This is a genomic window from Martelella sp. HB161492, assembly GCF_013184775.1.
In the GTDB taxonomy this organism is placed as follows: Bacteria; Pseudomonadota; Alphaproteobacteria; order Rhizobiales; family Rhizobiaceae; genus Martelella.
The window spans coordinates 173,025-192,513 of sequence record NZ_JAATVV010000003.1 but is presented as its reverse complement, the minus strand read 5'-3'; the positions used below and the strand labels follow the sequence as shown (position 1 = coordinate 192,513).

At 58.4% G+C, this 19,489-nt stretch carries 20 protein-coding genes, 1 tRNA gene and 1 pseudogene; 12 read left to right on the top strand and 10 right to left on the bottom strand.

From position 1 onward, the window contains the following. Positions 1-4: 4 nt before the first annotated feature. Positions 5-1,639: an ABC transporter substrate-binding protein gene (locus HCK86_RS06615; protein ID WP_246739486.1), complete on the bottom strand. Its 1,635-nt coding sequence runs from the start codon at positions 1,637-1,639 to the stop codon at positions 5-7. 260 nt (positions 1,640-1,899) lie between these two features. On the opposite strand from HCK86_RS06615, the gene HCK86_RS06610 reads away from it, so the two are divergent. Together HCK86_RS06610 and HCK86_RS06605 are read left to right on the top strand one after the other, a co-directional pair. Then, a complete protein-coding gene (locus HCK86_RS06610) occupies positions 1,900-2,643 on the top strand; it encodes a GntR family transcriptional regulator (RefSeq protein ID WP_176083671.1) in 744 nt (247 codons plus the stop codon). Further along, positions 2,640-3,317 carry a GntR family transcriptional regulator gene (locus tag HCK86_RS06605; protein WP_176083670.1) on the top strand — a complete coding sequence of 226 codons (678 nt, stop codon included), beginning with the start codon at positions 2,640-2,642 and terminating at the stop codon, positions 3,315-3,317. Before HCK86_RS06610 ends, HCK86_RS06605 begins: the two co-directional genes overlap by 4 nt. Positions 3,318-3,320: 3 nt before the next feature. Here the strand turns inward: HCK86_RS06605 and HCK86_RS06600 are convergent, their stop codons facing one another. The 6 genes from HCK86_RS06600 to HCK86_RS06575 form a co-directional block, all read right to left on the bottom strand. Continuing rightward, positions 3,321-3,950 carry a phosphoribosyltransferase family protein gene (locus HCK86_RS06600; protein ID WP_176083669.1) on the bottom strand — a complete coding sequence of 210 codons (630 nt, stop codon included), beginning with the start codon at positions 3,948-3,950 and terminating at the stop codon, positions 3,321-3,323. After that, positions 3,947-4,621: an energy-coupling factor transporter transmembrane component T gene (locus HCK86_RS06595; RefSeq protein ID WP_176083668.1), complete on the bottom strand. Its 675-nt coding sequence runs from the start codon at positions 4,619-4,621 to the stop codon at positions 3,947-3,949. Before HCK86_RS06595 ends, HCK86_RS06600 begins: the two co-directional genes overlap by 4 nt. Next, complete coding sequence (locus HCK86_RS06590; protein ID WP_176083667.1) at positions 4,608-6,119, bottom strand: ABC transporter ATP-binding protein; 1,512 nt, start codon at positions 6,117-6,119, stop codon at positions 4,608-4,610. The genes HCK86_RS06595 and HCK86_RS06590 overlap by 14 nt, the downstream gene beginning before the upstream one ends. A gap of 13 nt (positions 6,120-6,132) precedes the next feature. After that, a complete protein-coding gene (locus tag HCK86_RS06585) occupies positions 6,133-6,699 on the bottom strand; it encodes an aminotriazole resistance protein (protein WP_176083666.1) in 567 nt (188 codons plus the stop codon). A gap of 147 nt (positions 6,700-6,846) precedes the next feature. Next, positions 6,847-7,515: a GntR family transcriptional regulator gene (locus HCK86_RS06580; RefSeq protein WP_176083665.1), complete on the bottom strand. Its 669-nt coding sequence runs from the start codon at positions 7,513-7,515 to the stop codon at positions 6,847-6,849. A gap of 197 nt (positions 7,516-7,712) precedes the next feature. Next, on the bottom strand, positions 7,713-8,387 hold the full coding sequence (locus HCK86_RS06575; RefSeq protein ID WP_176083664.1) for a GntR family transcriptional regulator: 675 nt from the start codon (positions 8,385-8,387) through the stop codon (positions 7,713-7,715). Positions 8,388-9,133: 746 nt separating this feature from the next. Between HCK86_RS06575 and ampH the strand changes: the two genes are divergently transcribed. Together ampH and HCK86_RS06565 are read left to right on the top strand one after the other, a co-directional pair. Continuing rightward, entirely contained in the window at positions 9,134-10,234 is a 1,101-nt protein-coding gene (ampH, locus tag HCK86_RS06570) for a D-alanyl-D-alanine-carboxypeptidase/endopeptidase AmpH (RefSeq protein WP_176083663.1), read from the top strand. Positions 10,235-10,405: 171 nt separating this feature from the next. Continuing rightward, the gene (locus HCK86_RS06565) at positions 10,406-11,434 is read left to right on the top strand and encodes a PDZ domain-containing protein (protein ID WP_176083662.1); all 1,029 of its coding nucleotides are present in this window, start codon (positions 10,406-10,408) and stop codon (positions 11,432-11,434) included. 192 nt (positions 11,435-11,626) lie between these two features. Here the strand turns inward: HCK86_RS06565 and HCK86_RS06560 are convergent, their stop codons facing one another. Beyond that, positions 11,627-12,199, bottom strand: a complete 573-nt coding sequence (locus HCK86_RS06560; RefSeq protein ID WP_176083661.1) for a hypothetical protein — start codon at positions 12,197-12,199, stop codon at positions 11,627-11,629. Positions 12,200-12,551: 352 nt separating this feature from the next. After that, a tRNA-Ser gene (locus HCK86_RS06555) sits at positions 12,552-12,641 on the bottom strand. A 305-nt stretch (positions 12,642-12,946) separates the two neighbouring features. Here HCK86_RS06555 and rplU point away from each other — a divergent pair. From rplU to HCK86_RS06520, 7 genes are all read left to right on the top strand, one after another. After that, positions 12,947-13,261: a 50S ribosomal protein L21 gene (rplU, locus tag HCK86_RS06550; protein WP_176083660.1), complete on the top strand. Its 315-nt coding sequence runs from the start codon at positions 12,947-12,949 to the stop codon at positions 13,259-13,261. A gap of 43 nt (positions 13,262-13,304) precedes the next feature. After that, positions 13,305-13,577 (top strand): 50S ribosomal protein L27, encoded by a 273-nt coding sequence (gene rpmA / locus HCK86_RS06545; protein WP_176083659.1) that lies wholly within the window; start codon positions 13,305-13,307, stop codon positions 13,575-13,577. Between the two features lie 133 nt (positions 13,578-13,710). After that, the gene (locus tag HCK86_RS06540) at positions 13,711-14,349 is read left to right on the top strand and encodes a GNAT family protein (protein ID WP_176083658.1); all 639 of its coding nucleotides are present in this window, start codon (positions 13,711-13,713) and stop codon (positions 14,347-14,349) included. Then, positions 14,346-14,906 (top strand): GNAT family N-acetyltransferase, encoded by a 561-nt coding sequence (locus HCK86_RS06535; RefSeq protein ID WP_246739485.1) that lies wholly within the window; start codon positions 14,346-14,348, stop codon positions 14,904-14,906. The genes HCK86_RS06540 and HCK86_RS06535 overlap by 4 nt, the downstream gene beginning before the upstream one ends. A 238-nt stretch (positions 14,907-15,144) precedes the next feature. Continuing rightward, positions 15,145-15,999, top strand: a complete 855-nt coding sequence (locus HCK86_RS06530) for a phage minor head protein (RefSeq protein WP_176083656.1) — start codon at positions 15,145-15,147, stop codon at positions 15,997-15,999. Between the two features lie 209 nt (positions 16,000-16,208). Beyond that, positions 16,209-16,673, top strand: coding sequence for a hypothetical protein (locus tag HCK86_RS06525; RefSeq protein WP_176083655.1), 465 nt, complete (start codon positions 16,209-16,211; stop codon positions 16,671-16,673). A 747-nt stretch (positions 16,674-17,420) separates the two neighbouring features. Further along, positions 17,421-17,909 carry a hypothetical protein gene (locus HCK86_RS06520; protein WP_176083654.1) on the top strand — a complete coding sequence of 163 codons (489 nt, stop codon included), beginning with the start codon at positions 17,421-17,423 and terminating at the stop codon, positions 17,907-17,909. A gap of 259 nt (positions 17,910-18,168) precedes the next feature. On the opposite strand, the pseudogene HCK86_RS06515 reads toward HCK86_RS06520, so the two are convergent. Beyond that, positions 18,169-18,285 (bottom strand): annotated as a pseudogene (locus HCK86_RS06515) (IS5/IS1182 family transposase); the annotation flags it as partial. A gap of 289 nt (positions 18,286-18,574) precedes the next feature. Between HCK86_RS06515 and HCK86_RS06510 the strand changes: the two are divergent. Next, on the top strand, positions 18,575-19,420 hold the full coding sequence (locus HCK86_RS06510) for a hypothetical protein (protein ID WP_176083653.1): 846 nt from the start codon (positions 18,575-18,577) through the stop codon (positions 19,418-19,420). The last annotated feature ends 69 nt before the right edge of the window (positions 19,421-19,489 follow it).

The following is a 19,489-nucleotide window of genomic DNA, read 5'->3' as shown; positions in this document are numbered from 1 at the left end:
AAGATCAATCCTTGGTGATGGCACGATAATCGACATGGGTGTCGAACCAGTAGACATAGCCCTTCACATTCTTCTGCATGGCAATGTCAGAATAGAGATGGGCGACCGGCGCGCGCGGCACATCGGTCATGACCGTGCCGATCATCTTGGAGATCAGTGCGTCATAGTCAGCACCCGGCTCCATCTGCGTGGCTTCGGTGATCTCCTTGTCCAGCTCGGGATTGTTGTAGCCGGAGGTGTTGAACACCGTGTTGTTCTCGCCATCAAATGTCCAGAAGAAGAAATATTCCGGGTAATCGAGCCAGCCGTAGAAATAGTTGATATCCATCGGCATGGAGCGTGAGCCCATCTTGGTGAACCAGTCGGAGCCCGGCACCTTTTCCAGCGTCACATTGATATCGAGCTTCTTCAGCTGTTCCTGGATCAGCAGCGCCATCGGCTCCTGAATGGTTGCCTGGCTCATGTCGTAATAGAGCTCAGTGGAAAAACCATTCTCGTAACCGGCTTCCTTCAGCAGCTCCTTCGCCTTGTCGAGATCCGTATCATAGGGCGAGGCAACCGGCCATTTCGGCGGATAGGGCTTGGACGGATCAGCGCCGTAGAGCGGCTCGGCACGGTGATAGAGTGCCTGGCTCATGATCGCGTCATAAGGCAGGGCATAGGCAATCGCCTGGCGGACGCGCACATCGTCGAAGGGCTTCATGTTGACATTCATGTCGACATGGAAGGTCTCGTTCTGGATCAGCGTACCGACGACGTTGACATCACCGGCTTCGGCAAGCTCGGCATAATCCTTCGGCGGCAGGCCGATGGAGATATCGACATCACCCTTTTCCAGAAGCGCACGGCGCGTGCCGGCCGAGGCAACCTGGCGATAGACAACCTTCTTCATTGCCGGCAGCGGGCCGGACTTCCAGTCATCGAACCGGTCGAAAACGATCTGATCGCCGGACTTCCAGCTGCCGACCTTGAACGGGCCACCACCGGCATCATTGTTGCGGGTCCATTCCAGCGCCCAGGGATCATCCGCCGTGGCATGCTTCAGCGCCAGCGTCTTGTTGACGATGTTGGGAACCGGCACGACGAGATCAGGCAGCGACATCTTGTTGGGCGCGGGAAGCGTGATCTTGAAGGTGTATTTGTCAACGACGGAGAACTGGTTCGGATCGGTAAAGGAACCGGCCGCCATCTGGGTCGCCGGGAAGCCGCCGGCGGCAATCGCACGGTCGAAGGACCATTTCACATCGTCGGCCGTGACCGGCGTGCCGTCATGGAAGGTCGCATCTTCGCGCAGATGGAAAATCAGCGTTTTCTTGTCGTCGGAAATTTCCCAGCTGGTCGCCAGTTCCGGCTCGATCTTGGTGGCATCGTAGACCACCTTGCCATCGGGCAAGGTCTTGGTGCCGTGGGTGACGAGACGGTCATAAATCTGCCAGGCAACCATCTGGCTGTATTCGTTGGCGGCAGGCGCCATCGGATCAAGCGCGTTCGGTCCCTGCTCGCCCACCTCGACCAGAACATCCTTTGGCGTGGCAGCAAGCGCGCTCGACGCCATCAGCGGCATCAGCGACAGGGCAAGGGCCGCCGCCACTGGCAGGCTTCGCTTACGGGCAGCACACATTTCAGCATAAAATGTCATTCTTCTCTCCATCTGAACATTTTGCAGGCCTTCTTTGGGCTAGCAAATTCAAAGCAACAAGCATGCCAGTTTTACAATGCATTGTTTTTATTATTTTTTTGTATAAACTGAATTATATATCAAAAATTGATGATGCTTAATTTTTCATCGTATGATGTCGCAACAGGCAGTAAAATGGCTATATTACATTCAGACAAAGACGATTCGGCAGGCTTCAGCCAATATGGTGATGACCCGCTATTCGATCTGGAAAGCTGCAAATGACTGAAGACGACGCCGACATCCGGGAACAAAGCCCACCTGCCCGCCGCCTGGTCAAGCGCGCCGGCCTGCATGAACAGGTCGCCGAGCGGCTGCGGCGTATGGTGCTCTCCGGTGATGTTGATGCGCAGGAGCGGCTGAACGAGGTTGCGCTTTCCGAGGCCCTGAATGTTTCGCGCACCCCCCTGCGCGAGGCCATCAAGCTTCTGGCCTCGGAAGGTCTGCTGGAATTGCTGCCCGGCCGCGGCGCCCGCGTGCGCCACTACAGCGCCGCTGAGATTTTCGACATGTTTGAAGTCATCGCCGCACTTGAGCGCCACGCCACCGAACGGGCCGTCGAAACCATGAACGCCGCGACCGCCAATGCGCTGGAAGCGACGCATGAAGCAATGCACAGGGCCTTTCAGAAAGGTGACAGCCGCGGCTATTTCCGCGCCAACCAGAAAGTCCACAGCCTGATTGTCGGGGCTGGCGCCTCGGCGGAGCTTATGGCCATGCATGCCGCCATCACCCAGAAAGCGCGCTATGGGCGCAGCAGCACACTGACATCGGAGGGACGCTGGCAGGCTTCCCTTGATGAACATGATGCGCTGATGCTGGCCATCAGGAACCGCAATGCAGAGGCTGCCGGCCGCGCCATGCTGGCCCATATCCGCAATACGGCAAAAGCCGTGGCGGCGGCCGAGACCAGAACAGAGACCGGCAAGGCCGCATCGCGCGGGCGCAAGGGAAGCACCTCATGACCAGTGAAAAGCCGCTGTCGCCGCTCGCCATCAATCGTCGTTCGCTCTATGACACGGTCGCCGAACATCTACGGAACATGATCATCAAGGGCGACCTCGCCCCCAATGCCCGCATTCCCGTCAATGAGCTCGCCGCCGAGTTCGGCGTGTCGCAGACACCGATGCGCGAAGCGCTGAAGGTGCTGGCCGAGGAACACCTGATCGAACTTCTGCCCAATCGCGGTGCCCGGGTTCTACCCTATACGCAGCGCGAGGCGACGGAACTGTTTCAGGTGATAGCAAGCCTTGAGGCACTGGCCGCCGAGATCACCGCCGCCCGGATCAGCGACCGGGAGATGGATGGCCTGCAGGCCATGCATGATCGGATGTGCAGCTATTTTCGCGCCGGCGACAAGGAACCCTATTTCGACATCAACAGCCGCATTCACGACCGGGTGATGACGCTTTCAGCCAATGAGGCGCTGATAGCCACCCATGCGAAGCTTCTGGTGCGTGCGGCGCGCGGGCGCTATATGGCGATTCTCAATGCGGATCGCTGGCATGAGGCCGTCGACGAGCATGAACAGCTGATGTCAGCGCTGCGGGCGCGGGACGCCGCGCGCGCAGCAGCGATCTGGCGCGTCCACCTGCTCCACACCGGTCAGTCGGTTTCCACCATGCTGGAACCGAAATAGGTCTCAGAGATAGGTGTCGGCGATCGGTTCGAACGGCCCGCCATTGCTGGTAAATTGCGGAATATGGGCAAGACCTGCGACGAGTTTTGCATCCTCGCCCAGCGTTTCAAGCCAGTCACGGGCCTCCGTCAGGATCACACCGATGCCGACAACCTCGCCACCGGCCTTGCGCACCAGATCAACCGATCCCTTGATGGACGAACCGGACGCAACCACATCATCAACCACAACGACGCGCTTGCCCTTCAGAAGCGGCAGCGAACGGCGATCGAGCATCAGGCGCTGCTCACCCTTGGAGGTGATGGAGGAGATCGTCTGGACCAGCGCATCACCGAGATGGATCTTGGGCGACTTCTGCAAAATGACATAGTCGTCAAGGCCGAGTGCGCGTGTAACTTCTATCGCCACGGGAATGCCGAGCGTCGCCGCACCGACGACGATATCGGGTTTCATCGGCGCCAGCTTCTCCGCCAGCTTGCGGCCGGCATGTTCGCCGAACTTCACCCCGAGATCGATCACCATCATCAGCGAGATCGCAAAATCCGGCTTGATTGCAACGATCGGCAGCTCCACCGCCATTCCCGCGACATCCACCGTGAAAGTCTGGTCGGTAACGTGGGGCATCTCGGTCATGATCTGTTTCCTTTCTCGGATTTGAGCTGGTTCTCGACATAAAAGCCGACCTCACGCCAGGTCGTGCGCTTGTGACTGGTCGAGAAACCGTAAATGGCGAGCGACAGCGAAATCGAATGGGCCATGCGCACCGCCTGTACCAGAAGCGGAACGCCACGCGCCAGCGCAAACCTGAGCCGCGTGAAAAAGCCGACATCATCGATTTCCATGCCGCGCGCACGCTGGGCATCGGCAATCCGCTCGAAATCGTCACGCAGCATCGGGATGATGCCGAAGGTGAGCGAGAGCACCAGCGTTGCCAGCGGCGGCAACCGGGCCGCACTGGCGGCGGCCAGAATGGAGCCCGGCGAACTCGTCTCCATGACGAAGAAGAAGGCCGCCGTCGTCGTCAGCAGCCGCGCCGCCATGCCCGTGGCAATGGCGAGCGATTGCAGCGGCGTGTGCCCCTGCACAAGCAGGTTCAGGATCCAGCTCGCTTCAACCAGAAGCACCAGCAGAACCGCCCCCTTGAGATAGGATCTCAAGCCCGGTACGCGCACGAGCCGCAGAACAACAAGTGTGGCAAACGCCAGCGGAACGCCGTAGCGCCAGTCCGTTGCAAACCATGCGGCAACCGACAGCAACAGAGCCGCCAGAAGCTTGACGAAGAAATTGACATCATGAATGCGCATCGGCGACCTCCGCATCAACGCTACCACGCGGCCCCGGCCAGCCGAGCGCGGCAAAGGCATCATCCGTCCATATCGCCGCAGTCGGGCGATCACAGGCAATGACGCCATCACTGAGAACAAGCACCCGCGATGTCACATCGTCGACCAGTTCAAGATCGTGCGAGATCAGAAGGATCGCCCGTCCCGATGCCAGCATCGTCTCGATAAACCGGTCCAGCATCGCGCGGCCGGCGATATCGCGGGCCAGCAGCGGCTCGTCAAGAATGGCAATCCGGGCACCCGAGGCATCGGCACAGGCAAGCCCCAGAAGGGCCTGCTGGCGCGACGACAGCGCGAAGGGATTGGCCTCGGCATGACCGGAAAGGCCGTATTTCTCAAGCGCCGCGCGGGCCTTCTCCTCAGCGTCTCCATTGCGTTTGCCGCCGCCGGTCACCGCAAAGAGAACCTCTTCCAGAACGCTCATATTGAACAGGACGCGCCGCATGTTCTGCGGCAGATAGGCAACGGAGCGGGCACGCCGGGCAACCGTCCAGCGGCCGGCATCCTCGCCGGCAATGGCGATCGACCCGGCCTTGACGGCAGCAAGACCGAGAATCGACTGGAACAGCGTCGTCTTGCCGGCACCGTTCTTGCCGATCAGCCCGACCACTTCGCCTTCGGCCAGTGCAAAACTGACATTCTCCAGGACCGGTGTGCCATTGCTGCGCGAAAGCGCGGTTTCAAGCCCGTTCACGGCCAGCACTGTTTCGCCTGCCTCAATGCTGCGCGGCAGAGACGGCTTGCGCTGCGGCGGCAGAATGCCCGCATCGATCCACAGCCGGTCCTCGGCAAAAACCGCCGCAAGCGGCATGGCCGGCGAGAGCGCGCCCGAAGACAAAAGGCTCACCGTTTCGACAAGACCGGCAACCGCTGCCGGATCCTGCTCGACGACGACAAGCGTCTCGTCGCGCCGTCGCGCCAGCATTTCGACAAGCCTGATGCGCGCGGCCGGATCAAGGCCGGTGGTCGGCTCGTCCAGCACCAGGAATTCAGGTCCGCCGGCAAGGGCCGCGGCAATCGCCACCATGCGCCGTTCGCCGCCCGAAAGGCTGAGAACACGCCGTCCCTTCAGGGCTTCAAGCCCGAATTCCCTGATCAGATCTGCGACCCTTGCACGGATGTCAGGTCTTGGCAGGCCTCGGTTTTCAAGGGGAAAGGCAATGAGATCCTCGACACTCAGGTCCCAGAGCTGGTCCTCGACATTCTGGATCACGACGCCGATCGCCCTGAAGGGATCCTCCCCTTCCGCCGCACCGGAAAAGATCACCTCGCCGCTGAAGCCGGACGGCGTGATCAGTTTCGGAATCATGCCGGCCAGTGTCTGGGCAAGTGTCGACTTGCCGCTGCCCGCTGCGCCGCAGACGAGATGGCGTGCGCCCTCACCCAGTCGAAGTGAAACATCGGCGAGTGCCGGGCTGGCACCGCCGAAGTCCACTGTCACATTTTTCAGTTCAATCACTGGAAACGGACCCTCAGAAGCGCTTGAAGCCCGAAGGATGGGCGCTCTTGAGAATACGGATCGCCGGAATGATCAGGAGCGGCGTACCGATCAGCATCGGGACGATATCGGAAAGGCCGAGATAGAAAATCGCCCACCAGAAGGGGAAAATGCCGAGATAGGCAAGACTTGCCGAAACGGCGAAGACCATGACCACGCCAACAATGAGGCAGGTTGCCGCAATTTTGACCAGCGCCTGGCGATCCATGGTCATCTTGGCCGGATTGAAAATCAGACCCGGAACAAGCCCCGTCAGACCGACCATGACGCCATCGACCAGAAGACTATGGGCCGGAATGAAGGCACCGGCCAGAAGCGACCAGATGATGGTCCCGAGATAGCCGCAGATAAAGCCGCTGCGCCAGCCCAGAAGAATGCCGACCAGCGGCGGCAGAAAGGCAAAAATGCGCCACTGGATAACACCCGGCACAAGCTGGATCGGGTTGGCATAGGCCCACAGCACACCGGTTGCAGCAGCAGCAACAATCGATAGAACAAGCGGGAAAAGCGTATTGCCGTCAGACGTCGACGTATCAGACATTGTCATCTCCAATTGGTCCCCCGCCCGCCACAAACGCAAGAACCATGCCGGACATGTAAATCATCGCCCGACGAGATGCCCTGCCGGCTACAGCAGGGTTTGATGGCTGGCAGCGCACCGGCCTTTCGACGATTTGCTGACGCCGGATCAGACAAGCGCGTGGGCGGCGTCCCCGGTCCCGCGGGCCTCATCAAGATCAAGATTTGCGGCAATATGATCGAAATGCAGCGCCATCAGCGCTGAAGCAGCGTCAGCATCTTTGCGCTCAATGCAATCGATGATCCCGGCAAACTCCCGAGACGGGCAGAGGACGGCGGAAGCCTTTTGATAGACGGACTGCACCAGCACACAGCGGCGGATCAGCTGCGCCACCATCATTTCCAGCGATTCGTTGCCGCAAATGCGGACAAGGGCCAGATGGAAATTCACCGCCAATCGGCCTGTTTCGGTTTCGCTGGCAGACAAGCTTGCCAATGCCTGCGGCAAAGCTTTGCGCAGAATGACAATATCTGCGGGCCTTGCCCGTTCGCAGGCCAGCCGCACGGCGAGATCCTCCAAAGACCGGCGGATCTCAAAAATATCATGCGCATCCTGAACGGTGGGCCGGCAGACAAAGGCGCCGCGATTGAGTTCAAATACAACCATGTCCTCGTCGCGCAGGCGCTCGAGCACCCGCCGCACGCGTGATCGTGGGACATTATGGCGTTCAGCAAGCCTGACCTCGTTGAGATGCTGGCCAGGACACATCTGCTCGTCGATGATCGCGTCCACCAGGCGATCATAGAGCAGATCTTCGACCGGATGCTTCCCGCGCACTCTTTCGGCTGCCGCCTCGCCTTGCTTCCCGATTCCGAAATCCAGCCGAGCAACAAAATCAAATTTCGGCAGATACTCGCTCACAACCCTACTCCAAACTTATCGCCTGCCCTATCGGGCCCGCCCCATATCCATATGACGCCGTCCCCGCAGCAACCACAGCGAGCTACAAGAACGTTACAAATGCGGCTTTTCTATCACCGCCGTGAGAGATGCACGAAAGCGGTTGCAAGGGAGCGGGTTTTGGATCCGTCATCGCCCAGGTCAAGACTGTCCATCACGTCCTGCAGATGGTGGCGCATGGCCTGCGCCGCAGCGTCCTCGTCACCTGCGGCAATCTTGTCGATCAGCCCCAGATGCCCATCCAGCGAACAGCCGGAATGGGCCGGACGCCGGTAAAGCGCCACAACCAGACTGTCACGTGACACAAGCTCACGGACGAGATCGACCACCACCTCATTGCCCGTCATCCGTGCCAGCGCGCAATGAAAGGCCCCGGTCAGGCGATGCGCCCTGGCGTCGTCGCCGTTCGCCCTGGCCCGTTTCTCATCGACCACGATATCACGCAGCGTCTTCAACTGCTTGGGCTGCGCCAGACGGGTGACGGCACGAATAACCCCCTCTTCCACAATCTGGCGGGCGGCATTGACGGCGCGCGCTTCAGCGATCGACGGACGCGCAACAAAAGCCCCGCGCATCGGCGCGATCGTGACCATTTTCTGATCGGCGAGGCGGTAGAGAATCGGCCGGATGCGGGTCTTGCTGACACCGAAAATCTTGCCTAGATCGTCCTGCCCGAGCTTGGCACCAGGAGCAAGACGCCCCTCGATGATGGCATCGAAAATCTCGCTATAGATCTCGTCATCTGTCATGGGTCCGCTCTCTGACACCATCTTCGCTTTCGTACACGATCCTGTCGTGATGCCTCATGCGCCCTTCCTTGCAAAGCGTCAAGTCAGGTCGACGAAGTTGCAAATCTCAACCGAACCGTGGCGAAATTTTGCCGAAACGACGCGCCTAAATTCGAATTTTCAAAATTATCGTATACTTTTTTTGACAGCGCTGCCAAATCAACTGCTTATTTTCCGCACCGCAGAACCGCCTGAAAAGCAGATATTGCGATCAAAAATCGCCAGGAATCGAACTTGATCCAGGAAATATTCATCTCGCTGAACAGATCAACACGCAGATCAGATAACAGGCCTCACCGCCACCTGGCATAAGCCAAACTCAGAAACATCTCTATTCGTATACGATTTTCAAGAGGTTCTTCATTCTCAATTCCGAAAGCCGCAGCAGATCTCTGCAAAGGCCGATCTATCTTCCTTAAAATTACTGCATTTACAGTCACTTACAGAACTATCGGCAATACTGACATTCAGATTACAGCCGCGAGCGGCGAAGCGGCCACCACAAAACAGAATGTAAACAGGAAATAACACCAGACAAAAATCGTATACGATTCCGGTTGTGATGAAGGCGGTTTTGTGCAGTATACCCATTGGGAGACGGCCCGCATGCATGGAGGAGACCAGCGCGACCGGCCGGCTAGCCGCCGTTGCAGACAGGCCAAGCAGCACGAAAATGCGACTATCCAGGACGAAGGATTGGAAGCCACATGAAACATGCCCTTGCAGCCATCGCCATTCTGGCGGCAACACCTGCCGCCGCCGACCCCCTGCTCAACGACACCGTTGAATTTACCGGACAGATCTTCCAGCTCGATACCGCTGTGCCGGGTCTGGTGATTGCTGCGGTTCGCGGTGACGCAAGTGCCATATTCGGCTTTGGCGAAGTCGCCAAGGACAGCGGGATTGCGCCGGACGGCGATACGGTCATCGGCGTCGGATCGGTGACCAAGACCTTCACCGGACTGACTCTGGCTTCGCTGGCCGCCGACGGAACGGTTTCATTGACAGATCCCGTCGGCGCCCATGCCGGGGTTGTCGACGCCCTGCCGCAAATGGCGGGCCGGGAAATTCGGCTGATTGATCTTGCCACGCAGTCGAGTGGCCTTCCGCGCGAGCTGGAGCCGGTTGACGGCGCCGAGAAATATAGCGACGCCTCCTTCAAAGCCAATCTCACCGACCAGCCGCTCCTCTTTGCCCCGGGTACCGGCATGCTCTATTCCAATGTCGGCTTTGACGTGCTGGCTATGGCGCTTTCGGGCGTGACCGGCGAAGCCTATCCGGAACTGCTCAAATCCAGGGTCATCGACGAAATCGGCCTGACGTCGACCAGCTATGACAGGCCATCCGGCGAAAATGCCATGACGGGCTATGACTGGAACGGCAACCCGATGGATCCCGGCAACCCGATCGCCAATCGCGGCGGCGCCTCAGGCCTCTACACCACGGCCAATGACATGGTGCGCTACCTGAAATGGAATCTGGATCGCCTTGGCAAGAAGGATGCCGATATGCGCGCGATCAGCCACGCCGCCTGGCTGATGCGTGACGGCCTTTCGCCGGTTTACGGCCTGGATGAATCCGGTCACATGGACGCCATGGGGCTCGGCTGGGTCATCATGATGCCGGAGGGCGACCATCCGCTGATCATCCAGAAGGCAGGCGGAACCAATGGCGTGTTCAGCTATCTCGCTTTTGCTCCGACCCGCGGCGTCGGTGTCTTCATCGCCATCAACCAGTTCAATTTCTCCGCCGGCATGGAGATGGCCCATGTGGTCAACGATCTGATCGCCACGCTGGCGCCGCGCTGAGCCGCGCCATGCCCTGGCCGGCAATAAGGCCCGGCCCGCCACAGGGTCGGGCCTTCGTCGAACGATAGATATCGTGGCTGACGCTGCATGAATGCACTTGTGCTCAGTCCGGCCATCGCGGCACATAATGGCATTCACCGTGGTTGATATTTTCCAGAGACCCGCAAACGCATGAAGCCGCACCCTTCGATACGCAAATTCCGCCGCAGCATCGCCGCCTTCCTGCTGATTTCAGGACTGGGCCCCGCATTGGCCAGTGCTGGCGAAGTGCCTCTCACTGTCCTCAATGGCGTTCATCCGATCGTGCAGGTCTCGATCAACGGCGCCGCTCCGATCGCTATGCTGGTCGATACGGGTGCGGCGACCAACATGGTCGCCCCTGCCTTTTTCCAGGCGGGCCAGGCTGAATTATGCTTTGAGGACGGGACCTGCGTGTCCGACAGCATGAAAGCCGCCGAAAGTCCGTACAGCCTGTCACGACCGGGCTACATCAATGGACTGCTCGGTTACAGCACGCTTTCCAGGCTGAAGGTGACGCTGGATTATCGCAAGGCCAGAATGATCATCGGCGCCCTCCCGACGGAGCGCGATGCAACGCACCTTTCCTATGTCATCGACAAGACCCGCCGTCCGCATATGCCCATGACCGTCGGCGACGCCACCTTTCAGACCATACTGCTCGACACCGGCTCATCCTATACCCGCGTCAAGGGTGCGGTCGGCAACGCCTTCCACAATGATGCAACTGAATATTCCATCCAGATGACGCGGCAGGAGAAGACGACACTTTCAGCGCCAATGCATGTCTGCGCCCGACAGGTCTGCCTGGATGATGTGATCGTGCAGAAAGCCAAATGGGCGGCCATCGGCGGCAGCTTTCTCAACCGCTTCCGCGTCGGCATCGATGGGCCGGGCAGGCAGCTGGTGCTGGCGCGCCAGCCGGGGCCGCCACTGGAAGCCGCAGCCCCCCTGCGTCGTTATGGCCTGCAGATCAACACCGCTGATGCTGGCCGGATTGTCTATGTCCGGCGCGGCTCAGCCGCAGCCAAAGCCGGGCTCGACACCCGGGACCGCATCGTCGCCATCAACAACAAGCCAATCGAAGCGCTTGGCTATATTGGTGCGATTACCGAGATGGAACAGGCAGCGCACATCGAGCTGACGCTCGGAAGCGGAGACAGAATTGCACTTGAGGAATGAGCCGGGCCATCGCCAATGGCCTAAACTGCCAGACGGAGCTCCTGCGAGATCCACGCGACAGTTTAGGCCGTGACATGGCGATATTGTGCATCAACCGAGCGGAGCCCGTTGCCAGCCGGCCAGCCGCTCATGTCCGCTGCGTCAGCAGGGCAAATTCAGGCAGTGAGCGAGCCCGCCCGCCTGAAGATGTTCTCAGGAAGGCGAGGCCGGCTGCACATCGCCCGAGCCTCCCCCGGAGTCAGCTTCGCTGACGCTCCCACCGATGCTTGATTTCTCTTCGGCGGAAAGCGTTGTATCGGCATTGACCGCATTCGTGACGGAATTGGCGACCGCGTTGCGCGCCGCGCCCGCAGGCGTGGCGGTAACAACGGCGCTTGCCACCGCGGCTTTGCCTCCGGCCGGCATCGCATTAACCGCCGCAACGGCAACCTGAGCACGCTGCTGGGCTGGCACCGCCTGAACGAAAGCAGCGGCGATCGATCCCGACAGGCCGGGGGTTACGGCGGCAGAGGAAACCAGCGACGCCGCAAGGGTCGCCACCGGAATATTCGGATTCGCCTGAATGAAGGCACGAATCGCAGCAACCTTTTGCGTGCTGCTCATCGACGCCATGCTCTGGGCCAGCGCCGCAATGCTTTGCGCGGCAATCGCTGGCCCGGGTGCCTGCGCGAAGCCAGGCTGTGATACCAGCGGGAACATCAAGATTGAAAAAGATGCGAAAATTTTAATTTTTCTTTGAATGCTTGCCATTATGGACTGTTTCATGGTCGAAACTCCGTTGCACCCAACCATGACATGTAATATTTTTGCTAAGTTTTAATCAATATTAAATTATTTAATTAAATTTTTATATTTAATAAAGATTAAATCGTCGTTTTTTACATTTTTACACAAAAATGTAAAAACATACAACAATATACAAGATGACGAAACCGCAACCGAATTTGGCGGGCACCCCGGCACAGATCGCGCTTGTTCAGCGGCCGAGGCAACCGGCGCGCCATGGTCATGGCCCGCCCATGAGAACGCGGCCATTGGCATAAAAATTCGGCATCACAATAGCGCCGCCAAAACATCGGCGACCATCTGTCAATGATTTGATCTCAGAGGAAGAATATGGCGGAGAGGGAGGGATTCGAACCCTCGATACGGTCACCCGTATGCCGCATTTCGAGTGCGGTGCATTCGACCACTCTGCCACCTCTCCAGGATCCATGTGGTCAGCGCTTGTGAGCGCGGGGTGTCTCTTAGCGGGCAAAGGGCTGTGACGCAAGGGCTAAATGACGTCTTTTTTTGCCTTTCAGCTTGACTTGCCGATGCCAATTCCATATCGAAGCTTTCGGACGCGTGTGTCCGCTTGATATACGCGAAAGGTTCGGCTTTGCCGGACGATCACCGGCAGACCGGTTCTCAAAGTTTTACGCTGAGAGCCCTGCTCAAACAAGACTGACAAAAAGACGGCCGCCTTCGGTTGCGAAGGCATGAGCCGGACCGAACATGAAAGGATAAAAAATGTTCGCAGTCATCAAGACCGGCGGTAAGCAGTACCGCGTCATGGCCGAGGACACGCTTTCCATCGAGAAGCTCGATGCTGAAGCCGGTGCCACGGTTGAATTCGATTCCGTTCTCATGGTCGGAGAAGGTGCCGATGCCAAGATCGGCGCGCCCTTTGTTGCAGGCGCAGTGGTCAAGGCGGAAGTTGTCGAACAGACCCGCGGCAAGAAGGTCATCGCCTTCAAGAAGCGTCGTCGCCAGAACTCGAAGCGCTCGCGCGGTCACCGCCAACACTTCACGGTCGTCAAGATCACCGACATCATTGCCGGCTGATCGGTTAAGAGCAGTTCTCGAAGAGATTTAAAGGAGCACTCCAATGGCACATAAGAAAGCTGGCGGTTCCTCGCGCAACGGTCGCGATTCTGAATCCAAGCGCCTTGGCGTAAAGAAGTTCGGTGGCGAAGCTGTCATTCCGGGCAACATTATCATTCGTCAGCGTGGCACGCAGTGGCATCCCGGCACCAATGTCGGCATGGGCAAGGATCACACCATCTTTGCAACCACAGAAGGCAATGTCACGTTCCGTACGCGCGCCAATGGCCGAGTCTACGTATCCGTGACGGCCAAACAGGCAGAAGCAGCGGAATAAGCCGGACCGCTATAAACAGCCGGCGTCACATCGACCCGGCTGAGCATTCTGGTTCAGACCTGAGAAATCAGAAGGGGAGATGGGACGCCACCATCTCCCCTTTTTGATTTCAAACCCAGGAAAGGACCTGACAATGCAAGAAGATCTACAAAGGGAGAGCCAATCGCGGCTATCCCGCGAGCGGCTAAGGCCGGATCGGTCAAGACGGGATTGCCCCGTCCTTCTTTCGGAACGGCTCGTTTTGCGCGCGCCCCACGAAGATGACATCGACGCCATTGCCCATCTCGCCAATAACAACAAAATCGCCACCATGGTGTCGCGCATGCCGCACCCGTACACGATCGATGACGCGGCGAATTTTGTTCGACGCGGCCAAGAGGGCGTGATCGGCAATTGCGTCTATGCCATCACAAAAGCCGATAACGGTGCCTTTCTCGGCTGCTGCGCGGTTGAAACCATTCCCGATGACGAAAGTGTCGTCGAGATCGGCTATTGGCTGGGCGAACCCTATTGGGGCAAGGGCTACACCACCGAAGCCGCCCAGATCATGATCGACATGGTGTTCCGCACCCGCGAGGAGGTCGAGACCATCGATGCCCGTTGCCGGGTGGTCAACGCCGCCTCGCGCCGGGTTCTGCAGAAGTGCGGCTTCCAGTATCAGGGCGCCGGCATGGCCCAGTCCCTTGCCGTCGGCGGCAGTGTACCGGTCGAATGGTACCGGCTCGACCGGCGGACCTGGATGTCGCTGAAGAGCTGGGGGGCACCCCGATGAACATTCACATCAACGCGCCCCTGCCGCCCTTCATCGAAACGAAGCGTTTAAGACTTCGGCCGCACCGCCTCAGCGATTGCGGCCCGATATCCGAGACGCTTTCGGACTTCAGGGTCACGCGCATGCTCGCACGCGTACCCTACCCTTACGGCGAGGATGACGCCCGCGACTGGCTGAACCTGATATTGGCACCGGATGACGACTGGCATTTTGCCATCACCCAGCCGGCAGACGACGTTCATATCGGCACGATCTCGATCGAGCGCCGGCAACAGGCCTGGCATCTTGGCTACTACCTCAATCGCTATTACTGGAGACGCGGTTTCATGAGCGAAGCGGCCTCCGGGCTGATCGAACGCTTCTTCAGCAGGCACGGCGCCGTGATCCTCCATTCCGGCGCCTATGCGGAAAATCGCGCGTCACAACGGGTACAGGAAAAGCTCGGCTTCCGCGTCACCGGACTGCGCGATCTCTATTCCGTGTCCACCAGCCAGATGATGCCAGAGGTCACAACCGAACTGAAAGCGAGCGAATTTCAGCCTTTCGAATTCGCCTGAACTGAGACGGCCGGGCCATGCCGCCCGGCCGTCCGATCACAGCGTTTCGCCACGTCCACACCAGCCTCATTCACGATCGGCTGCTGAACAGCGGAAATACCCGACCCCGCGAGTTGCGCTTCACCCACCGGGCTGAAACGCCCCTCATATCCGGCCTTTTTCATCCCCCTTTATCCCCGCCCTCAGCGTGAGGCTTATCCTTGTTGCCAGTGACAACACGGGCAGGGAGCCAGAGCGATTGTGTGAATTTTGCAGCCAGAAAGCGCAACCGAACCGGGGCTCAAGCGCCTACAGGCAGGCCTTTGAGGCCTATCTGCGCTACGGCACGCCGATCCCGCCTGAGACCAAAGAGGCCCCGAGCCGCACCTCTCATTATATCTGGCGCACCATGCGCGACGATCGCGTTCGTGCCTCCCATGCGGCCAATGACGGCAATATCTACGCCTTCGACAACCCGCCTGTGACCGGCAATCCCGGCGAGGCCTATGGCTGCCGCTGCATTGCCGAACCCTATGATGCCTCGACGGGGGAATATTTCGATATTCGCCTGTCCGGTGTGTCAGATGCAACCGAACAATGGCCCTGGTGGAGGTTCGCCGGTCATTATTTCACCGGCCACGGAAAGCCGGTGACGGTGCGCGAAACAGGTTATCTGTCCGAGGTCGTTCTCAAGTTCCAGCAAGAGGCGATCGACAATCCTTTGCGACTGCCGGGGCAGATCGCGGACAGGGCGCGCACCACAGGAGAAGGCGATTTCGTTTACGGTTTCGAGGGCAATTATGAAATGCAGCAGATCGTTTTCAGCATCGGCACGACGACGATCAGCGGCACGGCGTCTGGAAGCTGCCGCAGGAACGCCGGCATGCTCGAACTTGATGGCGACATCACCTTCGAACTGACCGACATGTTTCGCGATCCCTATGACGCGGAAAGCTATTATAAGTGGCTACATGAAGCTGCGGGGCGTGTTGTCGATGCAATTGCATCCGGACTGGACAGCGCAACCGAGATTGCCGGTCGCGTTTCGCTCAACTCGGCAATGGCGACAGGACACTTTTTACGCTGGTGCTCGAAATGGCGGAACGCGCCCTAGAGGACAGTCATCACTTTTACCGCGATTTTCTCGATCTCATGCCCAGGGAGGTACTTTTCGCCACACCTTATGATATTGTTGACACTTGGGACGGCAGCTTCTCCGGGAAAATCTCGTTTGATCGTAAAAAGAGCCTCTATTTTTACCAATCCCGATGAGGTGCTTTCTTGCGCGGCCGTATTGCCATGATATCCCCGGGACGGCAGGTCTTGCTGGCTGTTTCCGTCATCATCGGCTTTGCTTTGCTGCTAACGGCCTTTGGCCGCTCCTCATGCGTCGTGCTGCCCGACGGAACCATGATCGGCTACAACGCCATTTTTCCGCTCTACCAGAGCACGCTCATCGACAGTAGAATCTGGAGCGCGGACGGGAAGACCAGCGTCAGGACCAACTTTGATGTCCTGCTATCGAGACATGAAAGTGATCCCGATCTTGTCATCATGGAGAGCCCGCTTGGAATACTGACCATGGACGGCCGCGAAATGATACCGCTTATTCATGACTATCCGTCAAAAGACCCCATGCCTGGCCGGGAAAGCTGGCGCGATATTCCTCTGGGTGAACCCATCCTCGGGACCAACCTTTCCCTCATCCAGAACGCCCTCACCTACGATCCCCATTTTCGAAACCGGTTCTGCCGGACACCGCTCTTTGCATTGCACCCGCCGGAATGAGACGACAGGAAGCGGGTTCTACTTCCCGAACCATCTCGCAACAGTCTTCCACCACCAAGACGAAGCGAGACCGGTCTTTTCCTCTCCCCACCGGTCCCCGCAACAGCCAGCGCCCTTATCCTTTGCGGGTCACAACGGAAAAAGGGGCGAGAGTCATGTGCGGGTTCGGCGGAAAAACCACCGACCGGTCGACAACAGCTTATCGCAGGGCCTTCGAGGCCTATCTGCGCTATGGCACGCCGATCAGGCTTGAAACCAAGGACGGGCCAAGCCCGGCGTCTCACATTGTCTTCTTAAGCGTTTCCGGACGGAAAACCGGCGGCCACTTTTCCTGGAAACGCTTGGCATCTGGCGCACCCGCCACGATGCGAAGGTCCGTGCCTCCCACGCCGCCAATGACGGCAACATCTACGCCTTCAACAATCGAATTTTGACCTACGACAATATGATTGGCGACCGTATCGTAAAATTGATCGCCAGCGGCCTGGAAGACGCATCAGAAATCGCAGCTGACATTTCGCAGACATTAGGCAATCCCGGTCCGTCTCTCTTCAATTATGTATTCGCGATGGCCGTAAGCGCTTTGAACGACAGCCGGAACAGGTCTCGGGCACTGCTCTCGCATATACCGATCGAGGTTCCCTTCAGCTCACCCTATGGTATAACTGGAGCATGGGAAGCAGCCTTCTCAGCACGTATATTGGCCGACGCGAGCAGGAGCCGTTATGCTGAAGCCAAGGACCGGCAATGAAACCCACTGCGATTGCGATTTTCAAGGTTTCAGCACCAATCGTCGTTTTTGCCACCGCCTTTCTCGCACTCGGAACCTATCTGACGCGGGAAACCTGCATTATTCTGCCTGACGGCAGCATGATTGGCTACAGAGCCATCCTTCTCACTCAGCGCGATGATGGGTTGAATATTGTCCTGAAGCGCCCTGACGGTACGGTGGTTCTGACGCATGATTCCGACGTCCGCATATCCAGGCACCCGACCGACCCAGACAAAATCACCATCCATTATCCGGGCGGAAGGCTGAACATCGACGGACGGGAGATCATGCCCATCATTGCAAGTGACATGTTCTCCGACGGCTGGAACAGTCCGAGTCATCCATTGGGGGAAAGCCTGTTCATGACTAATCTCTATGGCATCTATTATTGGCTTCAGGAGGGCCACTGGGGGGAAACCCGGTATTGCGGCACAAAATTCCTTGCCTTCCACAAGCCGGATTGAACGCCGCCAGATCCGGCCTTTTTCATCCCCCTTTATCCCCGTCCTCAGCGTGAGGCTTATCCTTGATGCCAGTGACAACACGGACAGGGAGCCGGTGCGATTACGCGAATTTTGCATTCAGAAAGCGCAACCGAACCAGCCCTCAAGCGCCGACAGGCAGGCCTTTGAAACCCTGTACGATGGCGGGCGCGGCGCTCAACCACCAAATTTGCAGCACCATCCAGATCGGGAAGCGACCGGAGCCTTTGGCGGCGAGATCGACATGCGAGGGCGGCGGGACATCCGGCTCAAGAACCGCCCATTCTGCCTCCGTCAAATCGCTTGGCAAGGCCAGGTCTTCACGGGCATATTGCGCCCGGTTGGTATCAGTCCACATCGTTGCGCTCCGGAATCTGTTGCCCCCTTGATCAACGATTGCGCTTGTCGCCAAGGATACTCCACAGAAAACACTCAGCTTAATTGCGGATCAGGCTCTGACTGATAGCCAATTCCTGGGTAATCGTCGCGCAAGATATTGGCTCTGCCTACTATACTGTCATCTATATTGACTTGAATGACCGCCAGCTTTATAGGCGAAAATTGAGCTGACCGAAATCGCGTCGGGAAACCGGGCGTTTGTTGTCGGAGCGGCCCTTCTATATCTATGTGAAGCTGGAGAAATGTCCTTGGCCCTGATCACGTCTTTCTTCCGCCGCGCGAAGCGCCCCGCAGCACCAGAACCAGCCGTACCCGCGACGGCGAATGAGCCCGCACCGGCCGCCGCTTCGAAACGAAAGCAGATCTACATTCACTCCCATCACAAATGCGCGTCGCGCTGGGCGATCTCCTATTTCGAGGAAGTTGCCCGGCGCAATGGCTTGTCTTTCCACCATTCCGATTACACCAGTGACGTCGCGCCGGTTGATGCGGATATCGTATTTTTCGGCAACTCATCCTATGAACGGGCCGCAGGCGGTCAGCTTGCGGGGCTGCATTTTGTCCGCAACCCGCTGAATATCCTTGTTTCAGCCTATTTTTCGCATCTCAAGACGCATCCGGATGCTGGCTGGTCCAACCTGACAATGCAGCGGGCGCTGCTGAAGGCCGTCAGCCAGAATGATGGCCTGCACCTGACCAATCTCTTTCTTGATCGCAGCGACATCAATGATGGTGCCATCGGCCCCCTTTATGCGCTGCGCAAATGGGATTTTGACGACGCGCTCTTCGAGACGATCCGTGTCGAGGACATGGTTCGCGCACCTTCGGAGACCATTTCCAGCATTCCGGCCTTTGCCGCTCTCGATCTGCCTGACAGCCAAGATTTCAGCTTCGAGAAGGCGTCCGGCGGCCGTACGCCCGGTCAGGTGGACGAAAACTCGCATTATCGCAGCGGCGATCCCGACGAATGGAAACGCTACGTCCCGGATGCACTTATTCTCTATGCGCAATCCGCCTTTGCCTCGCTCCTCAGCCATCACTACCCGGAACTGGCGGCTGCGGACGTCATGGAGCAAATCGCAGCGCAGAAATAGCAACTGGCCCGTCGCAGCCCCGCGCTTTTCATGCCGCTGACCGGTCTGTCTCCAAGCCGGAAAGTGGGT